Here is a 20308-nt window from a genome sequence, read left to right on the forward strand (position 1 = left end):
TTTCGGTAATGCAGATGCAAGAGTGGCAAATAGTTATTGAAGCGATCGAACAGGCGACAGGAAGAAGCTTTACCCTGTTAAAAGCCAATGCAATACATGGTGGAGATATTAATCAGGTTTTTCATTTGCAAGGCGCAGAGCAAAGTTACTTTGTTAAGCTGAATCGTGCTGATTTACTGGCTATGTTTGAAATGGAAGCTTTGGGGCTACAAGAATTAGCGCAAACTAAAACTTTACGCATTCCAGAAGCTATTGCATACGGGATATCAGGTCTATTTGCCTTTTTAGTACTGGAGTATGTTGAATTAAAGTCGGCACTACAATCGACCCAGCAACAGTTAGGCAGCAAGTTAGCAGAATTACATGAAATAAAGCGAGATTATTTTGGCTGGCATCATGATAATTTTATCGGTAGTAACCAGCAAAAAAATACCAGGGATAATAACTGGGTAAATTTTTGGCAGGAACAGCGATTAACTGCACAGCTTAAATTGGCAGCAGACAATGGTTATACGGGTAAAATTCAATCGCAAGGTGAGAAGCTATGTCAGCTAATCCCTGTTTTTTTCTCTGATTACCAACCTCAAGCCTCTTTATTGCATGGCGATTTATGGTCCGGTAATGCAGCCGCAGATTTAGCTGGCCAAGCGATTATTTACGATCCAGCTTGCTATTATGGAGATCGAGAGGCGGATATAGCGATGACCGAATTATTTGGCGGATTTAGTGCAAATTTCTATGCAGCTTATAGTGAACACTGGCCTTTAGATTCAGGGTATAAAACACGAAAGAATTTATATAATTTATATCATATTCTGAATCACCTGAATTTATTTGGTAACGGTTATTTGCGTCAGGTAGAAGTGATGATGCAGCAATTAATAAGTGAAAGTACTTAAAAATTACGGCTAGAATTTGTATCTAGGGTATATTGCTCATGTGTACAAGCAAAATTGGTTGCTAGCCCTTGAAGAAGGGCTAGCAACCATGATTTTTCATCTGGGTTAAACAATACTACTCTGCAGTAGGTACTGCTTCTACTTCATCTACTGTTTCAGTGACAGTATCCGAGGTAGGTGTTATTTCTTCTACTGTGTCAGTGACAGTGTCAGTTGTTGGGGTTGCTTCCTCAGTGACTGTTTCAATAACAGCTACTGGTTCAGGTTGTTCGTCTGAAATAAGAATTTCAACTTTTGCATCTTTAAGTAGTGAATCTAGATAAGCCGTCATTTTTTGTCTTTGAACTAAAGGTTCTAGCTGTGCCTTAACTGCTTCAAATGGAGGTGGTGTTTGCTCTCTTGAATCTTCGCGTAAAATGACATGCCAGCCAAACTGAGTTTTAACCGGTGTTTCAGTATATTTGCCATTTTCTAAAGCAACCACGGCCGCTGAAAATTCTGGAACCATTTGCTTAGCAGCAAACCAGCCTAAATCACCGCCTTGTGTTTTGGACGGGCCGGTAGATTTTGTTTTAGCCAACTCTGCAAAATCAGCACCTTTATCAAGTTCAGCAATAATTAATACAGCCTCACTCTCTTCAGGTACTAAAATATGACTTGCTTTATATTCTGTTCCAGCAACTGCAGCGATTTGTTTATCATATTCAGCTTTTAGTTCAGAATCTGTAACAGGGTTTGCTTTCATGTAATCTTCAATAGCAAGCTGTGATAACAGCGCATTTTTCATCATGGCTAGACGTTCTTGTGTTTCAGGTGTCTGGTCAAGGTGCTTGCTTTCAGCTTGCTGAACTAATAACTTACGTCGTACGAGTTCATCTATAAGTTTCTCAGTTGGAATTTTTTGTCCACGAGCACGTTCGCTAACTTCTTCGGTCAAAGTTTCCAGAGCAAATTTGCTGATATATTGACCATTAACAACCGCAACTGCATCTTCTTTCTGAATGGTAGGTGAAGTAATGTTATTGGCATTTTGTTGACAAGCAGTTAATAAAACAGATCCTGCTAGTAAAAAAGGGATTACTTTTAATTTCATAATGGTCATTTTCCTCTAGTGTGACTCAGTTGGTGTGAAAGCATCTATACCCAGGGCATGAATTTCGTGTTTCATCAAATCGCCCAGGGCTTTATAAATTAGTTGGTGGCGCTGTACTAATGATTTACCTTCAAAAGCACTGGATACAATTCGCACATGATAATGGCCACCACCACTTCGAGCACCGGCATGGCCAGCGTGAGCCTGACTATTATCGGCTACTTCAAGTTGCTCGGGTGTTAAGGATACTGTAAGTAATGATTTAATTAAATCAACGGTCATTGTGGGAATACCTGCTTAAAAGGTTTAACGGAAACTTTTGCATAAACACCTGCATCAATATAAGGGTCATTATCAGCCCAGTTTTTTGCCGCTGTTAAATTATCAAATTCGGCAATGACCAGGCTGCCAGTAAAGCCTGTATCACCTGATGTGTTACTGTCAACGGCTGGGTGCGGGCCTGCGATGACGAGGCGACCTTCATTCTGAAGGGCCTGCAAGCGTTCTAGATGTGCAGGGCGTGCAGACATTCTTTTTTCCAGGCTTTCAGCAATATCCTCACTTAGGATAGCGTATAACATGATATTTATTCCTTTGATTCAGATTCCGTGTCAGGCATGAAGCGATACATAAAAATAACCTGTAGCAAAATAAAGACGGACATTAATGCAGGGACTCCAAAAGTTTTAAACTCAACCCAGGTTTCAGTATCGTAATTAAACATCACATAAATATTGATACAGCCAACACTAATAAAGAATAGCGCCCATACAAAATTTAAAATAGACCAGATTTTATTTGGTAATTCAATATTACCCCCCATCATTTTTTCAATAATGGTTTTTTTGCCGATAAAATGGCTGCCAAGAATGACTATGCCAAATAACCATTCAATAATGGTTAATTTCCATTTGATAAATTGCTCATCTTGCAAATATAAGGTTGCTCCACCCATGACAACCATTAAGCCTAAAGTAACCCACTGCATTGTTTCTACTTTTCTGTGCCTAAACCAGTTATAGCCAACCTGTACGAAGGTTGCGGCAATAACAACAGCAGTGGCAACAAATAAGTCGTAGGTTTTATAAGCGATAAAAAACAGGACGATAGGGAAAAAATCAAAAAGTAGTTTATTCATGAAAATAGAAGTGGGGACTGGTGAGTAAAAATCAATACTTTTATTGGGTAATGGAGATAAATTCTAAACATAATTGTTAACCAGAATGTTTTTAATTAAGCACCTAAGAATAAATGTCTGGCATAGGGCATATTATTCAAAAAAAAATTTATAACTAATAATGTCAGGTTTATAGGAAAACTTTTATGTGATTGTAGGTGTTTTTTTTACTTTTGTACATGATCTGCTTAGGCTTTCTGCTAGAATAAATCTTTTTTTTGGAGGGTAATCATGGACGTTAATACGCAAACGCAACTTGAAGCAGCCGCTTTTCGGCAATTAATAGTGCATTTACAAGAACATACAGAAGTACAAAATATTGATTTAATGAATTTAGCCGATTTTTGCCGTAATTGTCTGGCAAAATGGTATATGGCTGCTGCACAGGCAGAAGGCGTGCCTATGAATTATGATGTTGCGCGAGAATATGTTTATGGTATGCCTTATGACGAATGGAAAGATCAATTTCAAAAACAGGCAACCGCTGAACAACTCGCTATATTTGAAAGTAAAAAACAACAGTAATCAAGAGGGAATGTCATCCAGTTTGATGCCATTTTTTAGGTGTGGTATGTCATGAATGCAACACTTTAAAATTACTTTTCCATTAGCGACAACACTGAATTAATTGTTAGGGGAGACTGTTAAAAATTATGCCGATGCATATTCGAGCTCGCGTTTTATGCTCTGGAGTTGAGCAATATTACCGGGTATTTACTACTTTATTATTTCTTTTGGCAAATGAATCGCTTTTTTTATGTTGATAGTGAACAAACAATACAAAACCAGGCAAGATTAACGTTTAAGGAAATGGACAGAACGGGACGACTCACTAGCCTTCCTTATTAGTTCATTTTTGGATTATACTGTTCAGGTTTTATTTAACTGATTTTTAATGCTGTCCATAGCAGGCTAGAATCTACTTTACAAAATATAAATTTATGATCATTTTATGGACTGATGCACTGATTTATATACTTATATCGGTCATCACCTTACTTTTACTGAATTTACGCGGCAAAGAACATTTTGTACGCCCATGGGAAAAAATTACACATAACAGAACAGCAATGACTGCGCTAGTTTTTCTGGTATTTTTTCTGTTTATTGGTTTATTAGACTCAATACATTTTAGACCGAGTGGCAGTCAAAATAATGACATTATCAGTGTATTTGATTATTGGGCTAACCCGATACGTTTACGTCATGAAAAAACTTATTCTGCTCCTTTTTCGGCATATTTATACAGTAAGGAATTAATAATGGTCGCTGATCAGGCGCCTTATTGGGGGTACCCCCGCTTGGAATATGGGGGTAGTCATTTAAGTGATGTTCAAGCAGAAAAAATTGCTGATATATTACACAAAGCGTGGATCGGTTTTGTTAAAGGTTCGTCCGTTATCATAATCTTTTTTTATGCTTATCACTGGTTATGGCATCAAACGAGTTTTAATAATAAAACAGTCAATACGGTTTTTTCCACCCTTTTATTTTTGAGTACTCTCAGTTATATGTTAGTGGAGCTTTCTGCTGATTATCATGTGATGGGTACGGATAAAGTGGGAGAAGATGTTTTTTATCAGACACTTAAAAGTATCCGCACAGGGTTGGTGATAGGCTCTTTAACCACGCTTATTATGCTGCCTTTAGCTATAATTTTCGGTATTTTAGCGGGTTTTTTTCGCGGCTGGGTAGATGATATTATTCAGTATGTTTACACTACGTTAAACTCAATTCCCGGGGTATTGCTAATTGCCGCATCTATTCTAATGGTACAAGTGTATATGGCGAACCATCAGGAGCAGTTTACCAGTCTGGTGGTGCGAGCCGATATGCGCCTGCTATTTCTTTGTTTAATTTTAGGTGTGACTAGCTGGACCGGCCTGTGTCGTATGCTCCGCGCGGAAACCTTAAAGTTGCGTGAAATGGAATATGTACTGGCTGCACAGGCATTAGGTGTTCCTCGCTATGCTATTTTGTATCGTCATATTCTGCCCAATGTGATGCATATCGTACTTATTTCTGTGGTCCTGGATTTCAGTTCTTTGGTGCTGGCCGAAGCGGTGTTGTCATACGTCAATATCGGCGTTGATCCAACGACTTATAGCTGGGGAAACATGATAAACGGTGCACGTCTGGAAATGGCACGTGAGCCAATAGTCTGGTGGTCATTGTCGGCATCTTTTGTGTTTATGTTTACCCTGGTTCTTGCGGCAAATCTATTTGCAGATAGTGTGCGAGATGCTTTTGATCCGAGGCTTGCGCAATCATGAGCACGCCTTTATTAACTGTTGAAAATCTGCAATTAAGCTTTGCTACGGAGCGTGTCATTAAGGGTATTAGCTTTTATATTAATAAAGGTGAAACCTTTGCCTTGGTAGGTGAGTCTGGCTCTGGAAAATCTCTGGCAGCACTTTCAGTTATACGACTACACCCTGCTCAAGCTACTTTGCAGGCTGATAGCATACAGCTTGCAGATATTGATATATTACGTACTCCTGAAGCCGATTTATGTCGTGTTCGTGGACAGCGTGTCGCTATGATATTCCAGGACCCGATGAGCTCTCTCAATCCTGTAATGAGCATTGGTCAGCAAATCGCAGAAACCATACAGCTGCATTTTTCTTTAACTAAAGCACAATGCTCTGAAAAAGTTCTGCTTCTTTTAGAACAAGTCGGCATTCCTGATGCATCACGACGCATTAATGAATATCCACATCAATTGTCGGGAGGGCAACGTCAGCGGGTAATGATTGCGATTGCTCTGGCAGGTGAGCCGGACTTATTGATTGCCGATGAACCTACGACTGCTTTGGATGTCACAATTCAAGCGCAGATATTACAATTATTAAAGAAAATTCAGCAGGAAAATGGCATGGCTTTATGGCTAATCAGTCATGATCTGGCACTGGTGTCGAATATGGCTGATCGGGTTGCAGTAATGCAATCCGGCCGTATTGTTGAAGTCGCAGAGAATAAAGATATTTTTAGTCATGCTCAACATCAATATACGCAAAAATTACTCAATGCCTTGCCAGATATAAATTATCGTGCAGAAAAAGCAAAGCCGGAATCAACTGCTATTCTAAAATTAACCGGTTTTAAAGTGTATTATCCCATTAGAAAAGGATTGTTTAAGCGCATTGTCGATCATGTTAAAGCCGTTGATGATGTGAGTTTTACACTAGAAGCAGGTAAGACTTTAGCATTAGTGGGTGAATCCGGTTGTGGTAAAACAACCTTAGGAAAAGGGCTCTTAAATCTGCTTCCCAGCACGGCAGGACAGGTTGAGTTTGCCGGGGTAGATCTAGCATCTCTTTCAAGTGAAGAACTACGCGCGCAACGTTCAGCGATGCAAATTGTCTTCCAGGACCCCTTTGCTGCGATGAACCCAAGAATGCTGATCGTGGATATTATTGCTGAAGGACTCCGGACTTTGCATGCTGAGTTAGAGGAGTCAGAGTGCATTGTTATTGTATCCGGCTTATTAAAACAAGTAGGCCTGGATGAAACGGCACTATATCGTTACCCGCATGAATTCTCAGGCGGACAAAGACAAAGGATTTGTATTGCCCGTGCCTTGGCTGTTAAGCCTAAGTTAATTGTTTGCGATGAGCCGACCTCAGCTTTAGATGTCTCGGTACAAAAACAAATTATTGCATTATTAAAGCATCTACAGCAAACTGAAAATATAAGTTACTTATTTATTACTCATGATCTTGCCGTAGTTGCTGAAATAGCCGATGAGATTGCTGTCATGTATCAAGGTAAAATTGTTGAGTATGGCACAGTCGATCAAGTATTAAGGCATGCTGAACACCCGTATACGCAAAAACTGTTAAGTGCTGTGCCAGTGTTAATGCATTGATAGTTAAAGAGACCTCAAGCTCTTTTCTTTTCATAATTGCGGACCATTTCAATTGTCCCGAATTCATATAATAACTGCAACACCTCTTTAAAGGGTTAGATGGTATAGTTTCCGTCGACTAAAACCTGAAACTAAAAAGAGGTGCTCAATGAACACGTTTAACCATCTAACCCAAGAGGAAAGATTTTACATTTATACGCAACTAAAACAAGGCGTTTCTAAGAATCAAATAGCCATCACATTGGGGCGTCATAAATCGACTATTGGACGTGAAATTACGCGTAATACAGGTCAGTGTGGTTATCGTTACAAGCAAGCTGAGAGAATAGCTAAACAACGCCATATTGATAAGCCCAAAAACATCAAGATGACGGCTGAGTTACAACAGATAATAACGCCTTTAATCAAAGAGAAATGGAGCCCTGACTGTATTTCAGGACGCTTAAAACAACAAGGTAAGGACTCCGTCAGTCATGAGACTATTTACCGTTATATTTTAGCTAACAAAGCAGCCGGTGGCGATTTGTATACTTATTTGAGGCATCAAGCCAAACCTTATCGTAAGCGATATGGAAAAAATGATTATCGCGGAACGATACCCAGCCGTGTTGATATTGATGAGCGACCACAAGTGGTTGATGATAAAACGCGTTTAGGTGATTGGGAAGCAGATACTGTTATCGGTAAAGGACATAAAGGCGTATTGGTGACGCTGACTGAACGGGTCTCAAAGCTCAACTTCGCCATCTCAATTGAGCGTAAAGAATCTGAATTAACGAAAGAGGCGATTATCAATGCTCTTGAGCCTTTTAAACGTTGGGTTCACACGATTACCTTTGATAATGGACGTGAGTTTTGTGGGCATGAAGCCATTGCAAAAACACTTGACTGCGGCACTTATTTTGCCAAACCGTATCATTCGTGGCAACGAGGTTTAAATGAAAACCACAATGGCTTATTAAGGCAATACTTCCCTAAAAAAGAACCTTTGGATAAGGTAACTCAAGATGAGGTTGATAGTGCCATTACAGCACTTAATCATCGTCCAAGAAAAGGGTTAAATTACAGAACTCCATGGGAAGTATTTTGCCAAATAACGGGGGTTGATATAAATAAATCACAGGGTGTTGCATTAATTGCTTGAATTCGCGTGTCATTCACAGGCAAAGTTTTACTGAATTGCGGATATCAAACAGAAATATGTAATGAACGCCCGCTTAAGGATAATGCACTTTCGTGAATTGCTTCAGAGAGAGTCGGGTGGGCATGGATTGTCCGTGCCAGATCTTCAGCGGTTGCCGAAAACTCCATTGCTAAAACAGCCTCGGCTATTAATTCAGAGGCCAGAAAACCGATGATATGAACGCCTAATATGACTTCTGTATCAGCCTGCATAATCATTTTCACCATACCTGACGTTGTGCCCTTAATTTGCGAGCGACTGGTTGAGCTGAAAGGGAAGTTGCTGGTCTTGATATTCTCGCCTATGGCAAGCAGGTCTTGTTCCGTTTGACCTACCCAGGCAATTTCAGGGTCGGTATAAATGACATTAGGAATAGTGTGATAGTTAATCGGGGATTGCTGGCCTGCGATCAGTTCAGCGACAAAAATTCCCTCTTCAATACCTTTATGCGCTAACATTGGTCCTGATAATGTCAGGTCACCTATTGCATAAACGCCCGGTAGTGTTGAACAGCAATTCTCGTCGACATGCACAAAGCCTTCTTCATCGAGCAGCAAATCTGCGGATGCTGCTATGAGAGTTTCCGTATTGGGTTTTCTGCCTGAAGCGACTACCAGTTTTTCAAAAAAACATTGATGTCGTCCTTGCTTGTCTTCATATTCCACATTTACCTGGTTTTGTTCTATATTAGTGGAAATAACCCGTGCGCCCAGACGAATATCCATGCCTTGTTTACAGTAGAGTTTAAAAGCTTCATCAGATATTTCCTGATCAGCCATGGTCATAAAAGATTCTTGTGCTTCAAGCAGAACCACTTTTGTACCTAATTTATTCCAGATACCAGCCAGCTCGATACCTATTGCGCCGGCACCAATAATTCCCAGTGTCTTTGGGACACTTTGTAAATTCAATGCCTTTTGCACATCAATAATAAATTCATTGTCTATCGGGGCGAATTTCAGCTCCACAGGGCTAGAGCCTGCAGCAAGAATGATTTTATCAGCGGTAATGACTTTGGGTAAGTTGTCGCTAAAGGGAATTATTTCTACTCGATTAGGATTGATAAGTTGAGCATGGGCTTTAATGGTTTTAACTTTATTATCGATAAATATTTGTTCCACTTGTTGATTTAATAAGGCAACTATAGCTTCTTTGCGCTTCTGCATTTTGGGAATATCAGCCTTTATATTGTCTGCACTGATACCATGATCAGCCAGGCCATGATTGGCTAGATGAAATAATTTAGCTGACTCTAATAGTGCGACGGCAGAAATACATCCTCCATTGACATAATTGCCACCAAGACAAGGAGTAGATTTTTTTGAGTCCCAATTATCAATACAAGCCGTTTTAAGACCAAGTTGAGTAGCGCGGGTCGCCGCAACATATCCTGCGGGTCCGGCACCTATGACAATAACATCGAAATCATTTTTTTGTTGAGACATGAGGTAATCCTAACTTAAATATTAAGTAGTAAATGAGCAGGCGATTCCAGACCTTCTTTAATTGCATATAGAAACTGCACTGCATCACGTCCATCTACCAGGCGATGATCATAAGATAAAGCAAGATACATGATTGGGCGAATAACAATTTCCCCGTTTTCTACGATGGGTCGCTCGGTAATTGCATGCATACCTAAAATTGCACACTGTGGCGGGTTTAGAATAGGAGTAGACAGCATAGAGCCAAAAATACCTCCATTGGTAATTGTGAAAGTGCCACCATTGAGTTCTTCATAAGTAAGTTTACCGGCTTTGGCTTTCTGGCCAAAATCAACAATATTCTTTTCAATACCCGAGAAATCGAGCTGATCTGCATCACGTAACACAGGCACTATCAAACCACGGGGGGAAGATACAGCGATTCCCACATCATAATAACCATGATAAATGATATCTTCACCATCAATGGAAGCGTTAATAGCAGGAAAGCGCTTAAGTGCTTCGATCGAGGCTTTAATAAAAAAGGACATAAAGCCCAATTTAACATCGTGTTTAGCAATAAAACGCTCCTGGTACTGCTTACGCAGGTTAATTACGCTTTGCATATTTACCTCATTGAAGGTAGTCAACATGGCCGCGTTTTGCTGCGCCTGCAATAAACGTTCCGCGACTTTAGCACGTAAACGCGTCATAGGTACACGTTGTTCAGGACGTGCACCGTTAGTATTTAACAGTGGGCTAACCTGATTAACAATGGATTCTTTTTCCGGTGCTGCGGGTTCTGGATCTATTTTTGCTTCAGGGAGAGCGGGAGGTGTTGAGTTTTGTGCTAAATAATCTATTACATCACTTTTGGTGAGGCGACCACCTTTACCCGTACCTGTAATCATGGCTGGGTCGAGATTATTTTCAAAAATAATATGCCGTACAGCAGGACTTAACGGGATATCACTATTTGTAACTTCGGTCTTGGCGGGTTCTTGCACTGGATCCTGAGTTGCTGATTCAGTTTCAGTTTCAGTGTTAATTTTAGCCAGCAAATCACCACTGACGACCAGACTCCCGTCTTGTACAAGTATTTCACTTAATACGCCTGAGATCGGGGAAGGAACTTCAAGTACTACTTTATCAGTTTCCAGATCTACCAGATTATCGTCTTTCTGAATAGTGTCACCTACTTGTTTATGCCAGGTGATTAAAGTCGCATCTGCAACTGATTCGGGTAAAGCTGGAACGCGTATTTCAATGCTCATGATGTTTTCCTTGCTGCAGCAGCTTGGCCGTATAAAGCCATTTCTACAACTTCTTTTTGTTGTTCTAAATGTTTGGCCAAATTACCGACAGCCGGTGATGCAGACGCCTGGCGACCACAGTAAATTAGTTTCAAATGATCAGGTTTGAATATATAAAAATTATGTCGTGATTGATACCAGGCACCTTGATTTTGAGGCTCTTCCTGGCACCAGATGACTTTTTCTAAATTGGGGTACTTGGTAAATTCTGCGGAATAGTCTCTAATCGGGAAAGGATATAATTGCTCAATTCTCACTATGGCGACGTTATCTGGATTATTCTGGGTTCGTGCTTCTAGCAAATCATAATAAACTTTACCCGAACAAAGTATTAACCGGGTAACTTTGTTAGCATCTATTGTTGTATCTATCTCGGAAATAACCGTATGAAAATGGCCATCAACCAGATCTTCCAGAGTTGAAACAGCCGCTTTATGCCTTAATAAACTTTTCGGCGACATAACAATAAGTGGTTTACGGTAATCACGTATCACTTGTCTGCGTAATAAATGAAATATCTGTGCCGGGGTTGACGGTATGCAAACCTGCATGTTCTGGTCAGCACATAATTGTAAATAGCGCTCCAGACGGGCAGATGAATGTTCCGGACCTTGTCCTTCCATACCATGAGGCAAGAGCATGACCAGCCCCGATAAACGTCCCCATTTGCTTTCACCAGAACTAATAAACTGGTCTATTAATACTTGTGCGCCATTTGCAAAATCACCAAACTGAGCTTCCCATATAGTTAAAGTTTCAGGAACTGTTGAACTGTATCCATATTCAAAGCCTAAAACACCCGCTTCAGATAGAATTGAGTCAAAAATTTGTGCATGGCCTTGTTTAATATCCAGGTGCTTAACAGGAATATAGGATTCTCCATTGATTTGATTATGCAAAATAATATGCCGATGAAAAAAGGTACCACGCCCAACATCCTGCCCCACCAAACGCACATTGAATTGATTCATAAGCAGGGTTGCATAAGCCATGTTTTCAGCAAAACCCCAGTCTAATGGCATTGCTCCAGCCGCCATTTTGCGTCGATTTTCCATAATTTTAGAAACCCGAGGATGTAATTCAAATCCTGGTGGTAAACGTTGAGACTGGTTATTACAAAAGCGTATCCGTTCCAGAGGAACCCTGGTATCACAAGATATATCCCATTGTTGGCCGACATACTTGTCCCAAAGCTTGGAATAGGAGTAGTTGGAATCAATAATGGGGCGTGAAACCGTTTCACCTGTATCCAGTAGATCCTGATAGGACTGCTCCATGTCCTGCACCTGTTGTTCGGTTAAAAACTTCTGTTTAATCAGTTTGCTAGCATACAGCGAGCAAGTAGTGGCTAAGGAATTGATTTTTTTGTACATCATTGGCTGAGTGGTCGATGGTTCATCGGCTTCATTATGACCACGGCGACGATAGCAAATAAGATCGATAACGACATCTTTGTTAAAAGTAGCACGGTAATCAATGGCCATTTGAGTGACAAAAAGTACGGCTTCGGGATCATCGCCATTCACATGAAACACGGGTGCCTGAATCATATTCGCAACATCGGTGCAATACAGTGTAGACCGTGCATCGAATGGATTGCTGGTGGTAAACCCTATCTGATTATTAATTACAATATGAATTGTACCTCCGTTATCAAATGCGCGAGTTTGTGCCATATTCAAAGTTTCCATAACAATGCCTTGTCCAGCAAAAGCAGCATCACCATGAATAAGAATAGGAATTACCTTGTTTTTACTGTCTTTTCCATATCTATCCTGACGAGCTTTAACAGAGCCTTCGACGACAGGATTGATAATTTCTAAATGCGATGGATTAAATGCCATAGTCACATGCGCAAATCCGCCATCAGTCTGCATATTTGAAGAAAAGCCCATATGATATTTGACATCCCCGGTAATCACGCCCCGATCAGTTGTAGCAGTGCCTTTAAATTCACTAAAAAGTTGCGCAGGATTTTTGCCTAGTATATTAATCAGTACATTTAGGCGACCTCTATGAGCCATGCCAATAACGATCTCTTTGGTATCATGTTTGCCCGAGCGTTGAATAATTTCATCCAGAATAGGGATAAGGCACTCACCACCTTCCAGTGAAAAGCGTTTTTGGCCGACAAAATTACGATGCAGGTATTTTTCTATGCCTTCTGCAGCGATTAATTGCTGTAATAACCAGATCCTTTTTTTATTATCAAGATCTTCGCCTGGCTTTGAACCCTCCAGATGGTTTTTAATCCAGCGCTTAATGTCGGCATCAAAGATATGCATATATTCAGTACCAACATTGCCGCAATAAATTTCTTTTAACGTGGCGATAATTTTTTTTAAGGGTAAACGATCTACACCATATAAGGTTCCGGTATCGAATAAAGTATCCATATCAGGTTCAGATAAACCATAATAATTCGGATCCAGATCGGGTACATGACGGTGGATTTCACCCAGCGGATTATTGGTCGCCATTTCATGTCCATGCGAACGAAAATGATTAATCAAACGTGCCACTGATGATTGTTTTTTGACGCTTTCTTCAGTAAATCCTTGTAATTCAGCAATGCGTGATGAGTTAGACGAAGCAAGCAGGGCAAAACGTTCTACGACCGGGCTGTGTGCAATATCGCGTTTATTGTGTGTCTGTGGTAATTGCGAGAATTTTTCACGCCAGGTTTTTTCAATGGAATCAGGATCTTCCAGAAACTGTTCGTACAAATCTTCTATATAAGGTGCATTACTTCCATAGAGAGCAGAGGTATCTTGAAAAAATTTAAGCAAGTCACTCATGAAAAAATCCAGTTAATCGTACAAGTTGCGGTATGTTTAACTGTATATTACCAAGAAAGTTTAACTTGGTGAAAGGCTTAGTGAAATAAAATTCAATACCGGAGTTTTAATAGCTGGCTAGAGTGCTTAATGATGTATCGTTTTTTTCTAAAGGCCTGTAGGATGTGGCGTTAACCCTGCAGCATGGCATAATAATCAGCTTAATGCGACATCTACATTATTTGCACTGATAAAGTAATAGCTGCGTAGTCAGTCGCTAAAAAAATAATTTTCCAGATTTAATTAAACCTGAATCAATTACTAATGAACAACTCTGATAAACAATGGCAATTCTGGATTGATCGTGGCGGCACATTTACAGATATTGTTGCACGGGCACCCGATGGCCAGTTAATAAGCCATAAGTTACTTTCTGAAAACCCTGAACAGTATAAAGATGCGGCCTTACAGGGTATTAAGGAATTGCTGGAGCAAGATAATAATCAACATACTCAGGAGATTTCAACGCTAAAAATGGGTACCACCGTGGGGACTAATGCGCTGTTAGAACGACAAGGTGAGCCAACCGTATTATTGATTACCCAGGGGTTTAAAGATTGTTTACGCATTGCCTATCAGAATCGCCCTGATATATTTGCCTTAAATATTCAGTTGCCGGAATTGCTTTATCAACAAGTGATTGAAGTTGAAGAAAGGCTGAATATACATGGAGTGATTCTAACGCCTTTGAATAAACTTCTGGCAGAACAGCAATTAAAAGCAGTCTATCAACAAGGTTTCCGTTCTATGGCTATCGTGTTAATGCACGCGTGGGCATACCCAGAGCATGAACTGCAGTTAGCTAAGCTGGCTGAGAAGATAGGCTTTAAACAAATTTCAGTTTCACATCAGGTCAGTCCGTTTAGCAAAATTGTCAGTCGGGGTGATACCACAGTAGTCGATGCTTATTTATCGCCTTTATTAAGACGTTATGTAGAACAAGTCAGTAAAGACTTAGATAAGTACTCAGAGCAGTCTAGTGATAAAACTCAGTTGTTGTTTATGCAATCCAATGGAGGATTAACAGATGCAAAGAGCTTTCAAGGCAAAGATAGTATTTTATCTGGGCCTGCCGGAGGAATAGTCGGCGCCATTGCCACGGCTGAGCAAGCAGGTTTTAACAAAATCATAGCATTCGATATGGGCGGTACCTCAACCGATGTCGCACATTATGCAGGTGAATTAGAACGTAGCTTTGAAACTGAAGTCGCAGGGGTAAGAATGCGTGTGCCTATGATGAATATTCATACCGTTGCGGCTGGCGGAGGATCCATTTTATTTTTTGATGGCATGCGTTATCGGGTAGGACCCGATTCAGCAGGTGCAAATCCAGGCCCTGCGAGTTATCGTAGAGGAGGCCCACTAACAGTTACCGATGCTAATTTGATGCTAGGTAAATTGCCGGTATTCCCCGCTGTATTTGGTGAAAATGCTGATTTAACGTTAGATATCGATAAGGTAAGACAATTATTTACTGAATTGTCAAATCAGATACAAAATGCTACCGATGAACAGAAAAGTCCTGAGCAGGTTGCTGAAGGCTTTATAAGTATTGCTATTGAAAATATGGCCAATGCCATTAAAAAGATTTCAGTACAAAAAGGATATAACGTCGCAGAATATACTTTATGTTGCTACGGTGCGGCGGGTGGGCAACATGCTTGCAAAGTCGCAGACCGCTTAGGTATGCAACAGATAATGTTGCATCCTTTTGCCGGGGTGCTATCAGCATATGGTATGGGGCTTGCCGATTATAGATTATTAAAAGATAAAGCTTTAGAACAGAACTGGGATGAACTGAGTTATACAAAGCTGAAAGAGTTTTTTGCGATATTGCAGCAACAGGGGCAAGCGGAAATGCGCGCGCAATCTCCCAATTTGCAGTCTTTAGAGTTTGTTGCTTCTGTGCATTTACGTTATTTAGGAACAGATACTGCTTTAGTGGTTGCATTTGCTGATAAACCAACTATGTTTAACGCATTTGAACAGGCTTATCGAAAACAGTTTGGTTTTGTGTATAAGCATAAACCCCTGATTATTGAGTCTTTGTGTTTAGAAGTGATTGCAAAAAATGAATCGCTGACACAGTCAGTATATTTAAATAATGACGTGCAAGAGCAAAAAGGCATCGCCTTTATGTATACCCAGATGTTCAGTGATAATGCTTATCATGCAACACCGGTCTATCAGCGTCATGAACTTGTAACAGGCCAGGTTATAAAAGGAGCTGCTATCATTATTGAAGCAACATCTACTACGATTATTGAGCCAGACTGGCAAGCACAAGTGAGTGCACAACAAGACTTGATTTTAACGCGTAGTTGTTACAAACAACGTCAGCTTGCTATCGGTACTTCTGTTGATCCGGTGATGTTAGAGATTTTTAATAAGTTGTTTATGTCGATTGCAGAACAAATGGGGTTTGTGCTGCAAAATACGGCCTATTCGGTCAATATTAAAGAGCGCCTGGATTTTTCCTGTGCTTTGTTTAATGCACAAGGCGAGTTAATCGCTAATGCGCCACATATTCCTGTGCATTTAGGCTCAATGGGGGAAAGTGTACTCGCCTTACTGAAAAACCAATCTATTAACATTCAAGCCGATGAGGTGTATTTAATTAATTCACCCTATCATGGTGGTAGCCATTTGCCTGATATTACCGTTGTTACGCCGGTTTTTGAACAGCAGAAATTATTATTTTTCGTGGCCTCAAGAGGGCATCATGCTGATATAGGGGGGATTAGTCCTGGCTCAATGCCCGCACATAGTAAAACCATAGATGAAGAAGGATTACTGAGTGCCGGGATGAAAATTGTCATCAAGGATGAATTTCAAGAACACATTGTTCGTGAGTGGTTAACGTCTAGTCACTATCCTGCGCGTAACGTTGAGCAGAATATGGCTGATTTACAAGCGCAAATTGCGGCCAATAATAAAGGCCGGCAAGAGCTCGAAATAATGGTTGCACATTATTCCCTGACAACCGTATTAAGTTATATGCAACATGTGCAAAATAATGCGGCAGAGTCGGTGCGCCAGATATTAGGCACATTAAACAATGGCTGTTTTGAAAATGTCATGGACAATGGCGCAAAAATTGTCGTTTCAATTGACGTTAATCAACAACAAAAAACGGCAACAGTTGACTTTACAGGGACAAGTGCACAATTACACAGTAATTTTAATGCTCCTGCCGCTGTCTGCAAAGCGGCAGTCTTATATGTTTTTCGCACCTTGGTTAAAGATGACATTCCTTTAAACGCAGGCTGTCTGCAACCTTTGAACATCATTATTCCGGAAAATTCAATGTTAAATCCCCAATACCCTGCAGCAGTTGTTGCGGGTAATGTTGAAACTTCGCAATATATAGTTGATTGTCTGTATGGCGCCTTAGGAATTCTAGCCAGTTCGCAAGGAACCATGAATAACGTCACTTTTGGCAATCAGGAATATCAGTATTATGAAACGATATGTGGTGGTGCCGGTGCGAGTGCTGATTTTGATGGCTGTGATGCAGTGCATATACATATGACCAACTCCAGAATCACTGATCCCGAAGTTTTAGAATGGCGATTCCCGGTTATATTAGAAGAATTTTCCATTCGCAAAAATAGTGGCGGGGCAGGCAAGCATCATGGTGGTAATGGAGTAACCCGGAAAATTACATTTTTAAGTCCCATGATAGTGAGTATATTATCCAGTCATCGTCTAAGACCTGGTTTTGGTTTGCAGGGTGGATTAGCAGGCAGTTTAGGGCAGAATACAGTAAAGCGATATAACGGGGAAATAGTCAATCTTGAAGGGTGCGCTGAAATTAACATGCAGCAAGGCGATACCCTGATTATTAAAACACCGGGTGGAGGTGGCTTTGGTAAGCTATAAGGAGAATTTTCTTGGTTCATAACAGACTAAAATCAGGCAAGAGTACTGTGCAAATATTAGGGTTAATTCTAGGTCCGTTGCTTTTTATAGGCACCTTGTTATTTAGCAATATTGCCCCGGAAAACCCGGTGTTAATCCGGATGATAGCAGTGACTCTGCTGATGGTAGTCTGGTGGATCACCGATGCGATTCCTCTGTTTGCGACTGCGCTATTGCCGATGATTTTTTATCCTTTGCTGGGTATTCTAAAAAGTACGGCCACTGCACCTATTTATTTTAATAGTATTATTTTTCTGTTTCTGGGCGGCTTTATGATTGCCCTGACTATGGAAAAGTGGAATCTGCATAAACGCATTGCATTATTTATAATAAAAATTATTGGCGGCGGGCCGCACAGAATCATCCTGGGATTTATGCTTGCCTCGGCATTTTTGTCAATGTGGATATCCAATACAGCGACTGCAATTATGATGGTGCCGATAGGATTAGCCATAGTCTTGCAGTTGGAAGAGGATTTTGGCGTGGTTGAAACCGGGAAATTTACCACCTGTTTAATGTTGGGCATTGCCTACGCATGTTCCATAGGCGGTATCGCTACTTTGGTAGGTACTCCGCCTAATCTCTCTTTTGTGCAGATCTTTCATATCACTTTTCCTGCGGCGGAACCGATTGCGTTTGGCGACTGGATGCTGATGGCCTTTCCCATTTCTGTACTTATGCTGCTTGTCGTCTGGCTAATGCTGAGCAAAATATTGTTTCGCATCCCTGCCAGGCTCAGAATTGATCAGAAGATTATTAATCAGGAATATGTCGCTTTGGGCCCTATGCGTTATGAGGAAAAAGCGGTAATGATTATCTTTTCTTTAACAGCTGTTCTGTGGGTGTTTAGAAAAAGTTTAAATCTTGGTTTTGTTACCCTGCCTGGCTGGTCGCAATTGCTGCCTTATCCGGCATTAGTTGATGATGCTACAGTGGCTTTAACGATGGCTATGTTGATGTTTATTATTCCAGCCCAAAATAAGAGTGTTAAGAGTGCTACCTTAATGGGCGCGGACGTTGTTAATAAACTTCCCTGGAATATTGTTTTACTTTTTGGTGGCGGGTTTGCACTGGCAAAGGGCTTTCAAGTCACGGGACTTTCTGCATTTATAGGTAATCAATTTAGCGGACTTGCTGGAACGCCACCATTAATGATGATTTTATCTATCTGTTCGGGCATAATATTTTTAACCGAGCTGACTTCAAATACCGCGACGACTGAAATGATTCTTCCTGTTTTAGCCTCGGTAGCTGTCGCGATGCACACTAATCCATTATTGTTAATGATTCCGGCAACGCTGTCAGCGTCATGTGCGTTTATGTTTCCCGTTGCTACACCGCCGAATGCGATTGTTTTTGGCAGTGGGCGAGTTAAAATTTCTGATATGGTCAGGGCAGGGATCTATATTAATATTGTAGGTATTTTGCTTATCTCACTTTTATTTTATCTCATTGGCACAGCTGTTTTTTTAATAGATCTTGATGTTTTTCCTGCCTGGGCAGAGACAGAATAGAGAATTGTTGCGTCCATAAGAACATAGGCGGGATAGGGCAGGCGTTGCATGCCTAAGGGAGCATCTAGAAACCTGAAATTCCATACCAATTCATTTAAAAGTAAAAATGGGCTGTATTGACAGCAAGCCCCTCTGCTTGTTCTTTCCGTAGCAGGCTTTCTATTCGCGGACAGCCTCTTAAGTAGGGGTTATGAAGCTATACAGGTCAGATCAGAAATTCGGTATATTTTGAAGTTGACATATCTTATTATCGAATGGTCTAACAGGTGTAAAACTTCTTTGGCATTTTTCGGCCTGACTTCTTCAATATCAATAATAGGTTTGTTCAGCAGAAGAGCGTGAGTATGAGCTAATAAGTTATTATTTTTAGCAAAAGGATTGTAATATAAGACAGAAGATAATTTCTCATTAATGTCCGTCATTTTTGGATCGTTATGATCGCTGACTACCGCTGTAATGGCTAAATTAACATTGTCTTCGATATAATCTTTTTCAGTATAATATTCCTGTGCGTTTTTGAAAATATTTTCATGATGAATTGGGGCTCTGGTAATCGATTTTGCATAGACTTTTGATAGCTCAACGCAGCCGACAACGGCAAACGGGCATTGAATCTTATCAAAAATGGCTTGATATAGATCAGCTAAGGTTAGCTGACCCTCAAAAGAGAAAAATTTTGCATTCAAATTGGGCTTAGTTCCTTTCGGAATAAGAAATATTCCCGAAGTAACAAATTCAGGCCCCCACATTAATGGATCACGCTCCGAACGGCTGATATCGGTTCGGCTGGAGTAGATCATACCATTCAGCAAAATGCTCTCACCTAAATTAAATATTCCCTGCGGTGAAGCCAGTTCAAAGCCATATTCAAAATCACTCGCTAAAAACCTTCTATTGATCAGGTTTTCAGGAATAACGCCTTCGATAACATTATTGACATGACCAATATAAGCTAATGTTTCATAGTGCTCATTGAGTTCGGTGATTTTAAACATAATCTGTTCTATTAATAAAGGTTAGGAAAAGGAGGTATATACGTAATCAGGAAGAAAAAGATTGAAAGTTAGAGCAAACTGATT

15 protein-coding genes are annotated in these 20308 nt (G+C 40.4%); 7 read left to right on the forward strand and 8 right to left on the reverse strand.

Features of this window, described 5'->3' with window-relative positions; genetic code table 11:
• Positions 1 to 8: 8 nt before the first annotated feature.
• Positions 9 to 899, forward strand: a complete 891-nt coding sequence (locus AU255_RS09410; RefSeq protein WP_233144599.1) for a fructosamine kinase family protein — start codon at positions 9 to 11, stop codon at positions 897 to 899.
• Between the two features lie 115 nt (positions 900 to 1014).
• On the opposite strand, the gene AU255_RS09415 is transcribed toward AU255_RS09410, so the two are convergent.
• From AU255_RS09415 to AU255_RS09430, 4 genes are read right to left on the reverse strand one after another with little or no spacing between them, the layout of a single operon-like run.
• A complete protein-coding gene (locus AU255_RS09415) occupies positions 1015 to 1992 on the reverse strand; it encodes a peptidylprolyl isomerase (RefSeq protein ID WP_080522635.1) in 978 nt (325 codons plus the stop codon).
• A gap of 15 nt (positions 1993 to 2007) precedes the next feature.
• Positions 2008 to 2274 carry a BolA family protein gene (locus AU255_RS09420; RefSeq protein WP_080522636.1) on the reverse strand — a complete coding sequence of 89 codons (267 nt, stop codon included), beginning with the start codon at positions 2272 to 2274 and terminating at the stop codon, positions 2008 to 2010.
• The gene (locus AU255_RS09425) at positions 2271 to 2573 is read right to left on the reverse strand and encodes a YciI family protein (protein ID WP_080522637.1); all 303 of its coding nucleotides are present in this window, start codon (positions 2571 to 2573) and stop codon (positions 2271 to 2273) included. Before AU255_RS09425 ends, AU255_RS09420 begins: the two co-directional genes overlap by 4 nt.
• A gap of 5 nt (positions 2574 to 2578) precedes the next feature.
• A complete protein-coding gene (locus tag AU255_RS09430; RefSeq protein ID WP_080522638.1) occupies positions 2579 to 3130 on the reverse strand; it encodes a septation protein A in 552 nt (183 codons plus the stop codon).
• 270 nt (positions 3131 to 3400) lie between these two features.
• Between AU255_RS09430 and AU255_RS09435 the strand changes: the two genes are divergently transcribed.
• The 4 genes from AU255_RS09435 to AU255_RS09450 all read left to right on the forward strand — a co-directional run bounded on the left by AU255_RS09435 (position 3401) and on the right by AU255_RS09450 (position 8181).
• The gene (locus tag AU255_RS09435; protein WP_080522639.1) at positions 3401 to 3694 is read left to right on the forward strand and encodes a DUF1244 domain-containing protein; all 294 of its coding nucleotides are present in this window, start codon (positions 3401 to 3403) and stop codon (positions 3692 to 3694) included.
• Between the two features lie 416 nt (positions 3695 to 4110).
• Positions 4111 to 5442 (forward strand): ABC transporter permease, encoded by a 1332-nt coding sequence (locus AU255_RS09440; protein ID WP_080522640.1) that lies wholly within the window; start codon positions 4111 to 4113, stop codon positions 5440 to 5442.
• Positions 5439 to 7037, forward strand: coding sequence for an ABC transporter ATP-binding protein (locus AU255_RS09445; RefSeq protein WP_080522641.1), 1599 nt, complete (start codon positions 5439 to 5441; stop codon positions 7035 to 7037). Before AU255_RS09440 ends, AU255_RS09445 begins: the two co-directional genes overlap by 4 nt.
• Before the next feature lie 148 nt (positions 7038 to 7185).
• The gene (locus AU255_RS09450; protein ID WP_143735847.1) at positions 7186 to 8181 is read left to right on the forward strand and encodes an IS30 family transposase; all 996 of its coding nucleotides are present in this window, start codon (positions 7186 to 7188) and stop codon (positions 8179 to 8181) included.
• 44 nt (positions 8182 to 8225) lie between these two features.
• On the opposite strand, the gene lpdA is transcribed toward AU255_RS09450, so the two are convergent.
• The 3 genes from lpdA to AU255_RS09465 are packed head-to-tail and all read right to left on the reverse strand — an operon-like array spanning position 8226 to position 13755.
• Positions 8226 to 9665, reverse strand: coding sequence for a dihydrolipoyl dehydrogenase (lpdA, locus tag AU255_RS09455; RefSeq protein WP_080522642.1), 1440 nt, complete (start codon positions 9663 to 9665; stop codon positions 8226 to 8228).
• A gap of 14 nt (positions 9666 to 9679) precedes the next feature.
• The gene (gene odhB / locus AU255_RS09460; protein ID WP_080522643.1) at positions 9680 to 10918 is read right to left on the reverse strand and encodes a 2-oxoglutarate dehydrogenase complex dihydrolipoyllysine-residue succinyltransferase; all 1239 of its coding nucleotides are present in this window, start codon (positions 10916 to 10918) and stop codon (positions 9680 to 9682) included.
• Positions 10915 to 13755 carry a 2-oxoglutarate dehydrogenase E1 component gene (locus tag AU255_RS09465; protein ID WP_080522644.1) on the reverse strand — a complete coding sequence of 947 codons (2841 nt, stop codon included), beginning with the start codon at positions 13753 to 13755 and terminating at the stop codon, positions 10915 to 10917. Before AU255_RS09465 ends, odhB begins: the two co-directional genes overlap by 4 nt.
• A 303-nt stretch (positions 13756 to 14058) precedes the next feature.
• Between AU255_RS09465 and AU255_RS09470 the strand changes: the two genes are divergently transcribed.
• Positions 14059 to 17676, forward strand: a complete 3618-nt coding sequence (locus tag AU255_RS09470) for a hydantoinase B/oxoprolinase family protein (protein WP_080522645.1) — start codon at positions 14059 to 14061, stop codon at positions 17674 to 17676.
• 11 nt (positions 17677 to 17687) lie between these two features.
• Positions 17688 to 19229, forward strand: a complete 1542-nt coding sequence (locus AU255_RS09475) for an SLC13 family permease (protein WP_198942579.1) — start codon at positions 17688 to 17690, stop codon at positions 19227 to 19229.
• 188 nt (positions 19230 to 19417) lie between these two features.
• Here AU255_RS09475 and AU255_RS09480 read toward each other — a convergent pair whose 3' ends face one another.
• Positions 19418 to 20224, reverse strand: coding sequence for a hypothetical protein (locus tag AU255_RS09480; RefSeq protein WP_080522646.1), 807 nt, complete (start codon positions 20222 to 20224; stop codon positions 19418 to 19420).
• Between the last annotated feature and the right edge of the window lie 84 nt (positions 20225 to 20308).

This window comes from Methyloprofundus sedimenti (genome assembly GCF_002072955.1).
Lineage (GTDB): Bacteria > Pseudomonadota > Gammaproteobacteria > Methylococcales > Methylomonadaceae > Methyloprofundus > Methyloprofundus sedimenti.